This window comes from Shewanella goraebulensis, assembly GCF_030252245.1.
GTDB lineage: Bacteria > Pseudomonadota > Gammaproteobacteria > Enterobacterales > Shewanellaceae > Shewanella > Shewanella goraebulensis.
Genome location: NZ_CP126972.1, coordinates 2,722,037 through 2,738,412, shown reverse-complemented (window position 1 = coordinate 2,738,412; position 16,376 = coordinate 2,722,037). Strand labels below are relative to the sequence as shown.

General features: G+C 39.8%; 16 protein-coding genes. 11 read left to right on the top strand and 5 right to left on the bottom strand.

Features of this window, described 5'->3' with window-relative positions; all coding sequences use genetic code 11:
* Positions 1-42 precede the first annotated feature (42 nt).
* On the bottom strand, positions 43-756 hold the full coding sequence (locus tag QPX86_RS11515) for an arginyltransferase (protein ID WP_285162740.1): 714 nt from the start codon (positions 754-756) through the stop codon (positions 43-45).
* Positions 746-1,453, bottom strand: a complete 708-nt coding sequence (gene aat / locus QPX86_RS11510; protein ID WP_285162738.1) for a leucyl/phenylalanyl-tRNA--protein transferase — start codon at positions 1,451-1,453, stop codon at positions 746-748. Before aat ends, QPX86_RS11515 begins: the two co-directional genes overlap by 11 nt.
* 110 nt (positions 1,454-1,563) lie before the next feature.
* On the opposite strand from aat, the gene QPX86_RS11505 reads away from it, so the two are divergent.
* The gene (locus tag QPX86_RS11505) at positions 1,564-1,998 is read left to right on the top strand and encodes an outer membrane lipoprotein (protein WP_285165162.1); all 435 of its coding nucleotides are present in this window, start codon (positions 1,564-1,566) and stop codon (positions 1,996-1,998) included.
* 94 nt (positions 1,999-2,092) lie between these two features.
* On the opposite strand, the gene QPX86_RS11500 is transcribed toward QPX86_RS11505, so the two are convergent.
* On the bottom strand, positions 2,093-2,473 hold the full coding sequence (locus QPX86_RS11500) for a hypothetical protein (protein WP_220754682.1): 381 nt from the start codon (positions 2,471-2,473) through the stop codon (positions 2,093-2,095).
* 197 nt (positions 2,474-2,670) lie between these two features.
* Between QPX86_RS11500 and QPX86_RS11495 the strand changes: the two genes are divergently transcribed.
* Both QPX86_RS11495 and QPX86_RS11490 read left to right on the top strand, forming a co-directional pair.
* A complete protein-coding gene (locus QPX86_RS11495; protein WP_220754683.1) occupies positions 2,671-3,438 on the top strand; it encodes a Nif3-like dinuclear metal center hexameric protein in 768 nt (255 codons plus the stop codon).
* A 112-nt stretch (positions 3,439-3,550) separates the two neighbouring features.
* Entirely contained in the window at positions 3,551-5,509 is a 1,959-nt protein-coding gene (locus QPX86_RS11490) for a monovalent cation:proton antiporter-2 (CPA2) family protein (RefSeq protein ID WP_285162737.1), read from the top strand.
* A 75-nt stretch (positions 5,510-5,584) separates the two neighbouring features.
* On the opposite strand, the gene metG is transcribed toward QPX86_RS11490, so the two are convergent.
* A complete protein-coding gene (metG, locus tag QPX86_RS11485; protein WP_285162735.1) occupies positions 5,585-7,627 on the bottom strand; it encodes a methionine--tRNA ligase in 2,043 nt (680 codons plus the stop codon).
* Positions 7,628-7,782: 155 nt separating this feature from the next.
* Between metG and apbC the strand changes: the two genes are divergently transcribed.
* The 8 genes from apbC (at position 7,783) to QPX86_RS11445 (ending at position 14,478) form a co-directional block, all read left to right on the top strand.
* Positions 7,783-8,898 carry an iron-sulfur cluster carrier protein ApbC gene (gene apbC / locus QPX86_RS11480; RefSeq protein WP_055024448.1) on the top strand — a complete coding sequence of 372 codons (1,116 nt, stop codon included), beginning with the start codon at positions 7,783-7,785 and terminating at the stop codon, positions 8,896-8,898.
* Positions 8,899-8,907: 9 nt separating this feature from the next.
* Positions 8,908-9,546 (top strand): uridine kinase, encoded by a 639-nt coding sequence (gene udk, locus QPX86_RS11475; RefSeq protein WP_055024449.1) that lies wholly within the window; start codon positions 8,908-8,910, stop codon positions 9,544-9,546.
* 265 nt (positions 9,547-9,811) lie between these two features.
* Complete coding sequence (gene pabC, locus QPX86_RS11470) at positions 9,812-10,657, top strand: aminodeoxychorismate lyase (protein ID WP_285162731.1); 846 nt, start codon at positions 9,812-9,814, stop codon at positions 10,655-10,657.
* Positions 10,658-10,674: 17 nt separating this feature from the next.
* Positions 10,675-11,685, top strand: a complete 1,011-nt coding sequence (gene mltG, locus QPX86_RS11465) for an endolytic transglycosylase MltG (RefSeq protein WP_220754687.1) — start codon at positions 10,675-10,677, stop codon at positions 11,683-11,685.
* On the top strand, positions 11,682-12,311 hold the full coding sequence (tmk, locus tag QPX86_RS11460; RefSeq protein ID WP_220754688.1) for a dTMP kinase: 630 nt from the start codon (positions 11,682-11,684) through the stop codon (positions 12,309-12,311). Before mltG ends, tmk begins: the two co-directional genes overlap by 4 nt.
* 35 nt (positions 12,312-12,346) lie before the next feature.
* Positions 12,347-13,306: a DNA polymerase III subunit delta' gene (holB, locus tag QPX86_RS11455; protein ID WP_220754689.1), complete on the top strand. Its 960-nt coding sequence runs from the start codon at positions 12,347-12,349 to the stop codon at positions 13,304-13,306.
* A 12-nt stretch (positions 13,307-13,318) separates the two neighbouring features.
* Complete coding sequence (locus tag QPX86_RS11450; RefSeq protein WP_220754690.1) at positions 13,319-13,645, top strand: PilZ domain-containing protein; 327 nt, start codon at positions 13,319-13,321, stop codon at positions 13,643-13,645.
* A 44-nt stretch (positions 13,646-13,689) separates the two neighbouring features.
* On the top strand, positions 13,690-14,478 hold the full coding sequence (locus tag QPX86_RS11445; RefSeq protein ID WP_220754691.1) for a TatD family hydrolase: 789 nt from the start codon (positions 13,690-13,692) through the stop codon (positions 14,476-14,478).
* A gap of 375 nt (positions 14,479-14,853) precedes the next feature.
* Here QPX86_RS11445 and rsmF read toward each other — a convergent pair whose 3' ends face one another.
* A complete protein-coding gene (gene rsmF / locus QPX86_RS11440; protein WP_285162730.1) occupies positions 14,854-16,305 on the bottom strand; it encodes a 16S rRNA (cytosine(1407)-C(5))-methyltransferase RsmF in 1,452 nt (483 codons plus the stop codon).
* Between the last annotated feature and the right edge of the window lie 71 nt (positions 16,306-16,376).

The following is a 16,376-nucleotide window of genomic DNA, read 5'->3' as shown; positions in this document are numbered from 1 at the left end:
GTATCATGCCCCAAAAAGCGCTTACTGTAAAGGATTGAAACACTATAGCGTGGGTTCTTTTTCAATATGTTGCCATCCATTTGCCGTTAATATTTGATAAGGGCGATATAAACGTTTGTAATTCATTTTTCTGTTTTCATCAATTTGATAACCTAAATACAGAAATTGCTTGCCTAGCTGCTGGGCTAATTCACATTGTAATAAGATCATATAAACCCCAAGTGAGCGTTTAGCGTAGTCGGGGTCAAAGTAGCTGTAAATAGCAGATAGGCTGTTATTCATAACGTCAGTGACGGCGACCCCAATTAATTTATCTTCTTGGTACACTTCGATATACGTGGGTTTTAGCCAGTCACACAATAAAAAATCCTTATATTGATTTTCACTGGGTGGATACATAGGTCCATCTGAATGACGACCAATGATGTATTTTTCGTATAATGTATAATGGGCATCTGTGACCTCATGGGTCACTTTCCAATGTAAATCTTGATTATTTTTAAGTGTACGCTTTTGCCTTTTAGATATTTTAAATTCTGGCACGACAACTCGAATGGATTGGCAGGCAGAGCAACTAGGGCAACGTGGTTTATATATCGAGTTGCCGTTACGTCTAAAACCCATGCCGAGCAATTGCTCAAACAATGCACTATCAAGTTGAGACTCTTGAATGATAAGCAGCTGCTCTTTTAACCCTTCGATGTAGTTACAATCAAAAGGGTGGCTAATACCCACACTGATACTTCTAGAACTCAAAACAAACCTCTTGTGCTACCCAAGCCTTATTATCGATAACTTGATTACGTAATTGCTTCAAAGAAGATAAAAAATCTTCTCGAGGACATGCTTGAGCGCCCAAGTTTTCTAAGTGTGGATTCATAATTTGTGCATCGATCAATTTAAAACCGTGTTTGACGATATGCTGGTTGAGTATGGCAAAAGCAGCTTTTGATGCGTTAGTTTGACGATGGAACATAGACTCACCACAAAACACACTCCCAACAGCAATACCGTACAAACCACCAATAAGCTGATTACCATCCCAAACTTCGATTGAATGAGCTTTGCCCAATAAATGGAGCTGAATGTAAGCTTCTTGAATATTAGTTGAAATCCAAGTCTCTTGTTGGGTGAGTCTAGGCTCTGAACATGCTCTGATAACATCAGCAAAGGCATGATTAATGGTATAACGCCACTGTGTCTTACGTAGATATTTTTTCATGCTTTTATTAAGTGGCTGAGCTTTTGGCGTAAAAATAGCTCTAGGGTCAGGCGACCACCATAGAATAGGGTCGTCATCATTAAACCAAGGAAAAATCCCTTGATAGTATGCTTCAACTAAACGCTGTGGCGATAAGTCACCTCCGACAGCAAGTAACCCATTAGGATCATCGAGTGCTTGTTTGGGATCTGGAAAATGCGGAAGATGATTTAAATAAGACAGTGAGTTCAAATTAAGTATATTATTGACTAAACCTTAATGCCTACGTTAGCGGAATTTTGTCTATGTTGAAACTCACAAACAGCTCAGCGATAAGATTTAGTGCGCTTTTTGCGTTATTTATGTCCATTGTTAGCACTTCTACCTTGTCAGCTTATGACAGAAATCAAGCCGTCCCAGTTGAGAAGGTTGTATACGGTCAAGTCGAGTCCATCAAGCATGTCACTGAAACTCAATTAGTTGAAGATCGTAATCTTGGTTGGAAAACCTTTGGCGGGGCATTAATCGGCGGTGTTGTAGGTCACCAATTTGGTGGCGGTTCTGGTCAAGATGTCGCAACAGTATTGGGAGCTTTACTAGGTGGTGCTGCGGCAAATCGATATGGTAATTCAACTCGAACTCTCGAATATCAGCTGATTGAAATGATGATAAATTTAGATGATGGAACCCAAGTGATGGTCATTCAAGACTTAGATCCTGGTATGACATTTGTTGCTGGCGATGAAGTCAGAGTGGTTTACCTTAAAGGTTATGTCAGAGTTGATATTGCAATGTAGTTTGCTCTTGCGCTAAAGGCTTTAACAAGTAAACAAATGCGATAATAAAAAAGGAGCCAGAGGCTCCTTTTTAGTTTTAAAGATTTAGCGAATATTAGAAACCGCGTGGCAGAGTATTCTTACCCGCATTTGCTAATTTTTCACGCCATAATTCTTTCGGTGTTTTACCACCTGAAGCATTCGCTTTCTTAGCAACTGACTTTTTAGCTACGGCCTTCTTGGCTGCAGGTATTGCAGCAGGCTTTTTCGCAACGTCTTTTTTAGCAACTTCCTTTTTAGCCGCAGGAGCTTTATCTGCTGGTTTGCCTTGAGTAGCTTCAAGGTGCATTTGCTCAAGATCGCTAAAGCGTAAAGACTTGCCGCCATCAATTTTATACCAACTGCCTTTCTGTTCAATTTCAACAGTTTTTGAAGTTTGCTTTTCAAGAGCAGCTTTTAATTCGGCGATAAGCGCTTCTTTAGTCAAGTTAGACATTTTGAGACCTATTTTTCTTTAATGAATAGTTTATTTAATGTTTTCAACATCCCTTAAGCCTAATTTTAGTGTTTAATGCACCCAAAAGTCCAATTAAAGCAAAAATAGCCTAGCAAATAATCAATCTTAACAAGGGTTTTTCAATAAGTATTGGACTGCGTTACACTGTTAATATCAAAATTTTTAGGATTAGTTTTATGTCATTAACGTCTGTATCTCGCCAACAATTATCCAAATATCTAAATGATTTTCTTAATGTAAACCAATTTAAAGACTATGCGCCAAATGGTCTTCAAGTGCAGGGCACAGAACAGATTAAAACCATCGTAACAGGCGTTACTGCATGCCAAGCATTAATTGAACAAGCCGCGGCGTTAAATGCCGATGCAATTTTGGTGCACCATGGTTTTTTCTGGAAAAGTGAACCTGAAGTCATAACAGGAATGAAATACAATCGAATTAAAGCTTTAATGACCCACGACATTAATTTATTCGGCTATCATTTACCATTAGATGCGCATCTTACATTAGGTAATAATGCTGAACTTGCTAATAAACTGGGTTTAAATGACGTTGAAGTCTGTGCTGACATTCCCCAGAGTTTGCTATGGCAAGGGAAGTTACCTAAGCCATTAACTGCAGATCAAATGTGTGCTTTGTTATCAGATAAACTTAATAAAGAGCCGCTTCATATAGGTGATAAGCAAAAACTCATTTCATCATTAGCTTGGTGTACAGGTGGAGCGCAAGATTATATTGATCACGCGGCATTATTAGGCGTAGATGCATTTATAAGTGGTGAAGTGTCTGAGCGCACTTACCATTGCGCTATGGAACAAAACATCCATTATTTTGCGGCAGGCCATCACGCTACTGAACAATTTGGTATTCAAGCATTAGGTGAGCATCTGGCTCAGGAGTTTGGTGTAAAACATCACTTTATCGACATTGTGAATCCTGTGTAGTTATCACTAAGTCATAACTACATTAATTTATAGTTGTCATCAGCTCATAATTATTAGTAGCTAAAAGTTATCATTTGGCCATAGCTATCATTAGCTAATAGGGAAGCGCATCATGACAGAGTATTTTCTTCAAGCATTTATTTATCTTTCCGCAGCGGTTATCGCAGTTCCAATAGCCCAGAGAATGGGTTTAGGTTCAGTGCTTGGGTATTTGATTGCTGGCGTTGTTATTGGTCCTATTGTAGGGCTTGTGGGCAGCGAAACTAATACTATTCAGCATTTTGCCGAATTTGGTGTTGTGATGATGTTGTTTCTCGTTGGTTTAGAGCTTGAGCCTAAAATGCTCTGGTCAATGAGACATCGTTTAATTGGGATGGGCGGCTTGCAGGTTGGGCTTTCGGCAGGGATAGTGATGGCTATTGCATTGATGTTTGAAATGCAGTGGACTGTGGCCCTAACTATTGGCTTAATCTTTTCATTATCCTCTACTGCGATTGTGCTGCAAACCTTGAATGAGAAGGGGCTTACCAAAACAACAGCGGGCAAAAATGCTTTTGGCGTATTACTGTTTCAAGATATCGCCGTGATCCCCATGTTGGCATTAATACCGCTGTTAGCACTGCCAGAATTAGTGGAGGCAGCACAAGCGTCTGTTGCCGTTGCTGCAGAGCATCATGAAGAGCTGTCCTTGGTTGCTGATTTACATGGCGGTTTATACGCTTTGGTGTTAGTCCTATCGATAGGACTTGTAGTGTTTGGTGGCCATTATTTAAGTCGGCCTGTGTTTAGGTTTATTGCAGATTCAGGTGTCCGAGAAATATCTACTGCCGCAGCATTACTACTGGTTATTGGTATTGCGACATTAATGAGTTTAGTCGGTGTTTCTCCAGCATTAGGTACTTTTTTAGCTGGCGTAGTGCTAGCAAATAGCGAATTTAAGCATGAGTTAGAAACCCACATTGGTCCATTCAAAGGTTTATTGTTGGGGCTATTCTTTATCACTGTAGGTGCTGGGATTGATTTTGAAATCCTGTGGGATTACCTAAGTGTGATTTTAGGAATGACAGCTGCAGTAATGATAGTTAAAGCATTGGTTTTATTGCTATTAAGCTTTGTATTTAGGATTAAAGGCAGTGATAGATGGCTATACACCTTAAGTTTGGCTCAGGCTGGCGAGTTTGGGTTTGTATTATTGAGTTTTAGCCAACAAAATCATGTCATTTCTGCCGAAGTTGCTCAGCCGCTCTCGATAGTGGTGGCATTATCGATGTTCTTGACCCCAGGTTTATTCATTTTTTATGAGAAAGTCATATTGCCTAAATACCAGCAAACTTCAAATGATCGTGAGCAAGATGAAGTGGACGATCAGGGGACTGTTATCATCGCGGGTATTGGCCGTTTTGGGCAGATTGTTAATCGGCTTTTGTTGTCCAATGGCGTTAAAACGGTGGTACTTGATCACCAAGCAACTCAAGTTGATAACCTACGCAAAATTAATACGAAAGCTTATTATGGTGATGCGACACGTCCGGATTTATTGGAAACAGCTGGTGTTGCAACTGCATCTGTATTTGTTGTGGCGATAGACAACCCTCAAAGTAGTGTTGAGCTAGTTAAACATCTCAAACACAAATACCCTAAGTTAAAAGTCATTAGTCGCGCGTTCGACCGTGGGCACGGACATTTACTCCGCCAAGCTGGGGCTGACTATGTAGAGTCTGAAACTTTCCGCTCAGCCCTTAAGGTTGGCGCTGAATCAATGAAAGCCATGGGTTTCTCAGAGGAACTTGTTGGAAAGCAAAAGCACACTTATATGCGAGTTGAAAGTGAAGCTGCTGAAGTACTTTATAATGAGTGGCTGGGCCGCTCTGATGGCGAAAAGTTTGGCGGTGATTTCATTAATTTATTTATTGAATATGAAGAGCGCTTAAGACAAGCGATTGAAGCAGATACTGAAGCTTATAAAAGCCAACGCTTCGCTCAAGAAACCCCATGTGATCCTGACAAAGATGAGTGTGGTCAAACTCATGATAACGAAATCACTCACTCAGAGAGTAAGTTGATGTCTTAATAAAGACTTATTTAAGACCTAAAAAAGCCGTCACATGACGGCTTTTTATTAAAAATGTAATGGTGATTTCACCAATTACATGACTCGCATTCCAGGCTTTGCGCCAGCATGTGGTTCTAAAATCCAGATATCTTTACCACCAGGGCCAGCGGCTAATACCATTCCTTCTGACTCACCAAACTTCATTTTACGCGGTGCAAGGTTAGCGACCATAACGGTGTGCTTGCCAATTAAGTCTTCAGGCGCATAAGCAGATTTAATGCCGGCAAATACTTGTTTGGTTTTTCCGCCTAAATCTAGCTCTAAACGAAGCAGCTTGTTGGCTTTTTCGATATGTTCAGCTTTAGCAATTAATGCTATGCGTAAATCAATTTTAGCAAAATCATCAAAAGTGATTTCAGGTGCCAAAGGCTCTTTTTCAAGCTCTGTTTGCACTTCTTCAACTTTAGGAGCGGCTATTTCAGCTACTTGCAGGTTTTCAGTTGATGCTTCGATAATTGCTTCAATGCTTTTCATCTCAATGCGCTGCATTAATGCTTTGAACTTCGCAATCTCATGCCCCGCTAAATCTTGGCTTAAATTGTCCCAAGTGAGAGTCAATTGTAGGAAGCTTTCAACTTTCAGTGCAAGTTGAGGTAGCACAGGTTTAAGGTAAGTTACTAGAATGCGGAACAAGTTAAGCGCATTACTGCATACTTGATGAGCTTCTACTTGCTTAGCTTCATCTTTAATTAATTGCCAAGGCGCAGCATCTGCGACATAGGCATTAGCCAAATCAGCTAGAGCCATAATTTCACGCATGGCTTTACCGAACTCACGTGTTTCGTATAGTTCTGCAATGGTGTCTTGTTTCGCTAAGAAAGTGTCAATTAACGTGCTGTCGTTAATTTTAGCTAATTTACCCTCAAAACGTTTGCTAATGAAGCCGGCGGTACGTGATGCAAGGTTAACTAATTTACCAACTAAATCTGAGTTAACGCGCTGTGCAAAGTCTTCAAGATTTAAATCTAAGTCATCAACACGACTGTTTAACTTAGCGGCATAGTAATAACGCAAGTATTCAGGATCTAGGTTATCTAAATAAGTACGTGCTTTGATGAACGTGCCTTTTGATTTAGACATTTTGGCGCCATTGACTGTGACGTAACCATGAGCGAATACGCTTGTAGGTTTACGTACTCCTGCACCGTCTAGCATGGCTGGCCAGAATAAGCCGTGGAAGTTAACAATGTCTTTACCAATAAAGTGATAAAGCTCTGTTGTAGAATCTTTTTTCCAAAATTCATCGAAATCAAGGTCGTCACGTTTATCACATAAGTTTTTAAACGAGCCCATGTAACCGATAGGTGCGTCTAACCATACATAGAAAAATTTACCTGGTTGGTCAGGGATTTCGAAACCGAAATAAGGTGCATCACGTGAGATATCCCACTGTTGTAAACCTTGATCGAACCATTCTCTTAATTTGTTAGCAATTTCAGGTTGCAGTGAGCCTGAAGATAACCACTCACCTAGCATTGTTTCAAATGCAGGTAAGTCAAAAAAGAAGTGTTCACTGTCTTTCATGACTGGGGTTGCACCTGATACAACAGAGTAAGGATTGATTAAATCTGTTGTGCTGTAAGTTGCACCGCAGTTGTCACAGTTATCACCGTATTGATCTTCGCTTTTACATTTAGGGCAGGTGCCTTTAACGAAACGATCCGGTAAAAACATTTCTTTTTCAGGATCATATAATTGCGAGATAGTTTTGGTCTTAATGTAACCGCCATCGCGTAATTTTAAATAGATATCACTGGCTAGTTCACGGTTTTCATCACTGTGAGTACTATGAAAGTTATCAAATTGAATATTAAAATCCGCGAAATCTTGTTCATGTTCTTTTTGTACTTGAGCAATCATTTCTTCTGGGGTTATACCCATTTGTTGAGCTTTGAGCATGATTGGTGTGCCATGGGCATCATCAGCACAAATATAGTGACATTCATGTCCACGAAGCTTTTGGTAACGAGACCAAATATCAGTTTGAATATACTCAAGCATATGACCTAAATGGATAGGACCATTGGCATATGGGAGGGCACTTGTCACCAGGATTTTACGTTGTGAATTTGTCATTTTGTCTCAACAATCGATTACACTAAATATATGGTCAAGATACTAACCGATCAAAGTGATTATTTCATCAAACAACAACAAAAACGGCTAAATTAGCGCTCATTTTTCTCTAATTCTGGTACACTTGGGCAAATTTTTCGCTGGGAGTTCTGCTTTTGTCTACTTCGCATACAGATTATCAATTAAGTGATGACCTTCTTGGTCCAGTATTGAGTATTTTAGATGCATATCAAGATCCATATTTAGCCGAAGGGTTAGTGTCTGCAGGTTGTGTTAATAAGCTTGCGATAGAAGGCAAACGACTGCTTCTTGGCTTGGTATATCCTTACCCTTGTATGACGCAATATCGCGATACGGTTATGGATGTGACAAAAAAGCTCGCCGTGTTAGACGCCATCGACGAAGTCGAATGCGAAATTGATTTCCAGCCTCGCGTATTTTCAGCCATTGCTTCAGTAGAACCTATTCCAAATATCAAGCAAGTGATTGCTGTGGCTTCTGGTAAAGGTGGTGTCGGTAAATCTACAACAGCTGTCAACCTTGCGTTGGCATTAAAAGCAGAAGGTGCTGAAGTCGGTATTTTAGATGCTGATATTTATGGACCATCAATCCCAATGATGTTGGGGCTTCAAGGTTTTAAACCTACATCACCAGATGGCAAAATGATGACTGCAGCTTCTGCACATGGCATTTCAGCTCAATCAATTGGCTTTATGCTAGGCGATGGTGAAGCCGCTGTTTGGCGCGGTCCAATGGCAGCAGGTGCATTGAACCAGTTATTAACTGAAACTCAGTGGCCAGAATTAGATTATTTAGTGATTGATTTGCCACCAGGAACTGGTGACATACAATTAACACTGTCACAAAAGTTTCCAGTCAGTGGCACGGTTGTTGTTACAACGCCACAAGATATCGCACTTGAAGATGCTAAAAAAGGCATCACCATGTTCCAAAAAGTGGATATTCCAGTTTTAGGTATCATCGAAAACATGAGTTTTCATTTATGTCCTGAATGTGGTCATAAAGAACATCCTTTTGGTACCCATGGCGGCAGTAAGATTGCAGAACGTTATGAAGTGCCATTATTGGGCGCATTGCCGCTTAATATTAATATTCGTGAGTCAATGGATGAAGGTAACCCTGCGGTTGCCAGTAAGCCAGATTCAGAAGTTGCTGCTATTTATCGTGAAATTGCCCGTAAAGTGGGTGCTCAACTTGCCAAGCAGCAAAACAAAAACACAGTTTCAATCAGTATTTCAGACGACGAGTAAGGTTAAGTAATGAATTCTCAGCAATGTGTCATTATTGGTATCGCAGGTGCTTCAGCATCAGGCAAAAGTTTAATTGCCCAAACGATTTTTGAAGAACTAAAGCGCGACCTGGGCACCGATCAAATCGGTGTGATTAATGAAGACGCTTATTACCGTGACCAAAGTCATATGACAATGGAAGACCGTGTTAAAACGAATTATGATCATCCTAAAGCACTGGATCATCAACTATTAGCTGAACACCTTAAGCAATTAAAGAAGGGTGAGCAGGTAAATATTCCTTGTTATAGCTACAAAGAGCATACTCGCATGAGTAAAACTCTGGATATGCAGCCTAAAAAGGTCATTATCTTAGAAGGTATTTTACTGTTAACTGATCCTAAATTACGTGAACTTATGGATGCGAGTGTATTCATGGATACACCGCTGGATATTTGTTTCTTACGTCGTTTGACTCGTGATGTAGCTGAGCGCGGGCGTACTATGGAATCAGTGATTGCTCAGTATAAAGCTACTGTTCGTCCAATGTTCTTACAGTTCATTGAACCGTCAAAGCAGCACGCTGATATTATTGTCCCTCGCGGTGGTAAAAACCGTATTGCAACAGATATCCTTAAAGCAAGGATCCAACATCTGTTAGCAAGATAATCTTAAGATAACAAGGATGTGATCTCAGATTTGCTAGATAAAGGCTTCATTACTGTGGAGCCTAATTCTTAACTGAGACCACTCTGGTATCAGTGTTTCCAGCTCTAACATTCACTCTTGCCATTATCTTTAAATCGCTATTTTGCAATGCTTGCTAATCGCAGCGATTATTGAACTTAACTCATTAGTATAAATTGTTAGTTAAATTAGATAAGTCTGACTAAAATAATAGACAAGTTTTACAACACCTTAAGACAGGGAAATCATGGTTTCGGTATTTGTGAATGGACAATCTGAAAATACGGTTCAAGCGCTTGATAGAGGGCTTGCCTATGGCGATGGTGCGTTTGCGACTATGCGCGTTGCTCAAGGTCAGATTCTATTTTTGAATGAGCATTTAGATAGATTGCAGCAAGCTTGTCATCGTTTAGGTTTTAATATTCAAGATACAACCTCATTAATTAATCGACTAAGTCTCCATGCTCAAACACTCACACATGGCTGCATTAAACTACTATTAAGCCGAGGTGTTGGCGGTCGAGGTTATACAGCTCCTGAATCACCAGAAGTTTGTGAAGTCATTTCATTACATGAATTACCTGCAATATATGCCCAGTGGCAAACCAATGGTATTGCTTTAGCGCTTTCTCCAGTGGCATTAGCTAAGCAGCCATTATTAGCGGGAATGAAGCACCTCAACCGTCTTGAGCAGGTCTTGATAAAGCAACAAGCGCTTCCGCAAGGGGTCGATGATTGGCTAGTGTTAGACACTGATGACCATGTTATAGAATCCTCCATGGCCAATGTCTTCATAGTCAAAGGTAATCAAGTTATCACTCCTACCATGTCGCATAGTGGCGTTTCAGGTGTTATGCGTGAACAAATAATTGATGCGTTATTAAAGAACAATATTGAAGTATTGGCGCAAACAGTGACCTTAAGTGACTTACAAAGTGCAGACCATGTATTTATCAGTAATAGTTTATTAGGTATGGTGAATATCAATCACATAAATTTAGGCACGATTAATGCCAATTTAAGCTCTAAGCATCACTATAAACCTTGGGGAATGACCCATAACTTATTAACTCAGCTTAAACTTTTATACTAAGGTTTTTATTAAAAAATATGAAAAAAACCATTACAATTATTCTTACATCGTTAATGACATTAACTACAGTCGCTTGTGTCATTGGCTTTTGGGGCTACCAGCAAATTATTGCTTACCCAAATCAGGTGTTAACAATTGATGAACCCACTGAATTGACAATCGCACAAGGCATGAATGTCACCAAACTTGGGGCAGAGTTAGAATCTAAACAGATTATTTCTGATAGTTGGAAACTCAAATACCTTGTTAAAATTAATCCTGAATATGCACATATTCGAACTGGGCTATATCAAATCACTCCAGGTGATAGCATCGACAGTTTACTTACCAAGCTTAATCGTGGCGATGAAATGACTTTTTCAGTCACCTTAATTGAGGGTAAGACAATTAAAGAGTGGCATGAGTCGTTGGTTGATTTACCGCATTTGAGTTTTGATGAAGATGTGTTTAATCGTATTTTGGTCAAAAATGGTGATGACTCTGGGCTACCTGAAGGCAAGTTTTTCCCAGAGACTTACCAATACCAAGCAAGTGATTCACTTGAGTCGATTTTAGAGCGTAGTTACCAAATGATGCAAAAAACACTTGCAGCTGCTTGGAATGAACGAGACCCAGATCTTAAATTAAAAACGCCGTATGAATTACTGACCATAGCGTCGATTATTGAAAAGGAAACGGGTAAACCATCTGAAAGAGATTGGGTTGCCGCTGTATTTAATAATCGCTTGAAACTGGGGATGCGTTTACAGACCGATCCTACCGTCATTTACGGTATGGGAGAGCGATATAAGGGCAATATTACCCGCAGTGATTTACGTGAACATACTGCATTTAATACCTACCGCATTAACGGTTTACCGCCAACGCCCATTGCTGCGCCAAGTAAAGCAGCGATTTTTGCTGCGGCAAAACCTGCAGATGTAAACTATTTATATTTTGTCTCACGTAATGATGGCAGCCACGTGTTTTCAGAGACGCTAGCGCAGCATAACCGCGCAGTAAACGAATACCAGAGAAATAGAAAATGACCCAAGAGCAAGCAAAGTTTATCGTTATTGAAGGACTAGAAGGCGCAGGTAAATCTAGCGCGATTGAACTGGTAAAAAAAATCATCACTCAGCATAGCCATCAAGAACCTGTATGTACTCGTGAGCCTGGCGGTACACCGCTTGCTGAAAAAATGCGGGATTTAGTCAAAGTTGCTGATGAAACGGATCCTCTTTGTGATGAAGCTGAATGTTTACTTTTTTATGCTGCAAGAGCGCAGCTAATTGCTAATGTGATTAAACCAGCGTTAGCCAAAGGGACTTGGGTATTAGGTGACCGTCATAATTTATCTTCATTAGCTTACCAAGGCGGTGGTCGAGGGCTTATGCCTTTAGTTAAATCAATTAGTGATATTACCTTGAAAGGCTTTAAGCCTGATTTGACTCTGTACTTGGATATTGACCCACAATTAGGCCTTGCAAGAGCTGCCAGTCGTGGAGAATTAGACAGAATTGAAATTCAAAAAATTGAATTTTTTGAACGAGCTAGAACAACATTTCTATCTTTTGCGGCTGAAGATGACACCATCATTGTGATTGATGCTAGTCAGACGATTGAGCAAGTTCATGCGCAAATCACTCGTGAATTAACAGCTAGGTTAAGCTAAAACATGTCAAGAATGTTTAATAAGGCAAGCAGATAATGCAAGCATTCAGTTTACAACAGCTACCTTGGTTAGATGCACCATTTGAGCGCTTTGTTAAAGAGCGGAGCTGTGGGCATAGTGCCCATGCGCAACTGGTCAGTATTGATCAGGGGCTAGGTGGACATATTTTAGCAAATGAGATGGCTGAAGCGGCTATGTGCACTGCATTAACACCAGTGGGTGCGTGTGGGCATTGTAAGAGTTGCTTACTTTTTAAGGCCGGCACTCACCCTGATTGTCATCAAATTAAAGCTGATGGAACACAGATTAAGGTCGACCAGATCCGTGATTTATGTCAAAAGCTTACCGTAACGGCTCAGCAAGGTGGCCAACGAGTTGCTATTATTTTTAATTGTGAGCAGTTTAATTTAGCGTCAGCCAATGCATTACTTAAAACCTTAGAAGAACCAGGCAATAATATCTTAATCATTTTGCAGACTGATGTGCCTTCTAGATTACTTGCGACAATTAAAAGTCGTTGCCAGCAAGTGGCTTTTCATGGTCCCGACAGAAAGCAAGTTTATCAATGGTTACAAGCGAATCAGTTGCTGCCTTCTGTAAGTGCTGGCGAAAAGCCACATGATGTCACTTGGTGTTTGAGTATGATAGGCGGGCCTTTAAAGTTAGCTGAGAGCCTTGGCAGTAATCACTATCAGCAGCTGATACAGTTTCGAACTGATTGGGCGTTAAGTATTAAATCAGGCCACTTGAGCGGCAGTTTAAATAAAGTTTCTGAGCATCAAATTGTTGATGCACTTAATGTTTTATATTTGTACTTAAGGCAATATGTGTTAAAAAGTAAAGAGCTAGATGCATTAGCTGTGAGTAACATTATTGGTTTGTCTTCGAAAGTGGCACAAATGTGCCAACGACTAGCAACTATGGCGAGTATCAATGCACCTGCTTTATGTCAGGATTATATACTCGAATTTAGACAACTTATTCATCTTAAATAATAGACTGAGATTATGACCGATCTTGTTGTAAATTTTGATACTCTGCACCAATTGTACAGAGCTTATATGCCGTTTATTAAACCTGCGGGTTTATTTATCTCGACAACCGAAAGCCATTTTTTGGGACAAGAGCTGTCGATTTCGTACAAGTTACCCGGCACTATGCAAATGACCGACTTTAAAGGCGTGGTAGTTTGGATTAACCCATTAGGGGCTTCAGGTGGTCGACCTGCTGGGATTGGGGTTAAAATTAAAACTGATCCGGAAAGTCATAAGCATCACATTGAAAAATTACTCTCAAGTGAACTTTCTTCAAGTGATTTGACCTGCACTATGTAGCTAGGTATTCTTGCTGGCTTATTTTAGCTTTTGATAGAATTCTCATGTTAATTGATTCACATTGCCACTTAGACCGTTTAAAAGCGGCACCTGACCAATCTAGTTTGCAAGCCATTGTTGATGGTGCTAAATCCCGCGGTGTAGATTACCTGCTGTGCGTCAATGTTCGCCAGCAAGGTTTCGAATCTATGCGTGAAAAGATGGCGCAATTTGATAATGTATTCCTTTCCTCTGGTGTTCACCCGCTTGATGTCCAAGATGGCCTAAATGTCGATGAAATTAAACAGTTCGCTACCGACCGTAAAGTGGTTGCTATTGGTGAAACTGGGCTAGATTATTTTTATGCTCCAGAAACGAAAAACCTTCAACAGCAGTGCTTTGAACAGCAAATTTCATTAGCTGTTGAGGTGAATAAACCTTTAATAGTCCACACTCGTGATGCACGTGAAGATACCATTGCCATGTTAAAGGCGGGCAATGCTGACAAAGTAGGTGGTGTACTGCATTGCTTTACTGAAAACTGGGAAATGGCTAAAGCCGCAATTGATTTAGGTTTTTATATTTCAGTATCCGGTATTGTGACATTTAAGAATGCTGGTGAACTGCGTAGCGTTATTCGTCAAGTGCCTCAAGATAGATTACTGGTAGAAACTGACTCGCCTTATTTAGCGCCAGTTCCTCATCGTGGTAAAGAAAATCAACCTGCTTACGTCCGTGATGTAGCGGAATTTGTTGCTGAGCTTCGCGGTGAAAAGTATCAAGATTTAGCGGATTACACATCTGAGAACTTCTTTAATCTATTCACAGATGCAGCCAAACTGATTGGTCGCTAGTGACGTATAAAGTCGTTTATTCCTTTTGATAAGACAAAAAAAGACCCAAAACTATCCAATTGTTCTGGGTCTAGGGGAATGGCTCTTATTAAAAAGAGCCCTGCGCTACTGTTGAGAGGCTATTCTCAGTAAACATGAACGAGAATAAAGCTTTAAAACTACTTTATTCTCGAAAATAAATCGTCTGCACAAATTATAGTTGCCTATTTAAAATTTGCACAATTAATAAACTAAAATTGGTTGTTAAACGAATAAATAGCTTTTGTTAGATACAATACTGACTGAAAAATACAGTAAATTAATTGAATTAGAGTCAATTAAACTATTCAGATAATATCTGACTCGTTACTTTTAACTGCTTTATTATTTCAACAATTAAATCGTTTCAATTTTATCTTTAACCAATTCCCTTGGTAAATTATTTTTAAGACGATGTCCCAAGTGCTTTACTACGCCAAGTGGTTTGTGATGAAAGCTAACGATCATTTCACCTGCGGGTGTGGTATCTAATCCCTCAATATCACTGGTTGGAATATCACGGCCCATTAAAAATTCAACTGCTTGCGAACGATTTAACTCAATAACTCTATCTTGGTTACTAACAAAGTCACTTAAGGCAATGATGGCTTCATGTTTAACTTTAAAGCCTTTTTTGAGCACGTCTGCGAGTTTGAACCCAATACGCTGAAAACGCATTAATCCAATAAATTCACTAAATTGGGCTGGGAATAACCAGTATTCATCATCACGGATCATCACATCAAATTGCTGCGGTAAGTTAATATTAAATGACTTAGCTAAATACTCAGCGATTTCTTCAGTTTGTTTCGCTTTAGCTGAGACAAAAGGAAAGTTTCGCTGCTGTTTAGGGCATTTTTTTAATCTTGGAACCGACACAGTCTTTCTAATTTTAGCGACAAAGAACCCTTCACTATCAAATATCTGCGGCCAAACATGCAAGAATCCCTCTGGTGTACAGGCTTTTTCTGAATTTTTGAATAAATGGTTTAGTGGTGAAAATTCTACTGAGTCAGGATATTGTTGCTGAATAAAATGACATATTTGTTGGTTTTCAATCTGACTTAACGTACAGGTTGAGTAAACCAGTGAACCACCAGGTTTTAGCGCTAAGAAAGCAGATTCAATCAACTGCTTTTGCGTTTCAGCAATGTCGGTAACATCATCCAGTTGCCAGTTTTTTAGTGCATTAACATCTTTTCGCACAGTGCCTTCGCCACCACAAGGGGCATCAAGTAAAATCGCATCAAACTTCTCATAGAGGTATTCACCAAATACCTTACCATCAAAATGGGTTAATGCTGTTTGGCGAACGCCCATGCGCTGGACATTGGCATGTAAAATTTTTACGCGGCTTGCTGAGTATTCGTTGGCAATTAATAAGCCTTGGTTTTGCATTAATGCAGCAAGTTGAGTGGTTTTTGAACCTGGCGCTGAGGCAACATCTAATACAATTGACTGGTTGTCTAAATTTGTAGTATTAAAATCATCGAATAATGCTTCTGGAGGCAGCATTGAGCTGGCTTCCTGAATGTAGAACAGTCCCTGAATATGCTCAACACTATTTCCTGGTTGTTGCTTTTCATCATGGATAACCCAAAAACCTTCATTGCACCATGGGATAGGCTCAAACTCCCAACCTTTGGATTGCATGATTAGTTTAAAATCTGCCACCGATATTTTTAGTGTATTTACGCGAATTGATTTTCTTAATGGACGTTGACAGGCTGAGATAAACTCATCCATATCAAGATGTTCAGGAAGTTCTGCCGCAATGTGTGTCAGGTAATCAGGGTTAATTTGAGCCATAGTAAAAAATTTCTATAAAACAACTGTGTAATAATGAAATAGATTATATCATGCATTAATAAAGCTTAGGT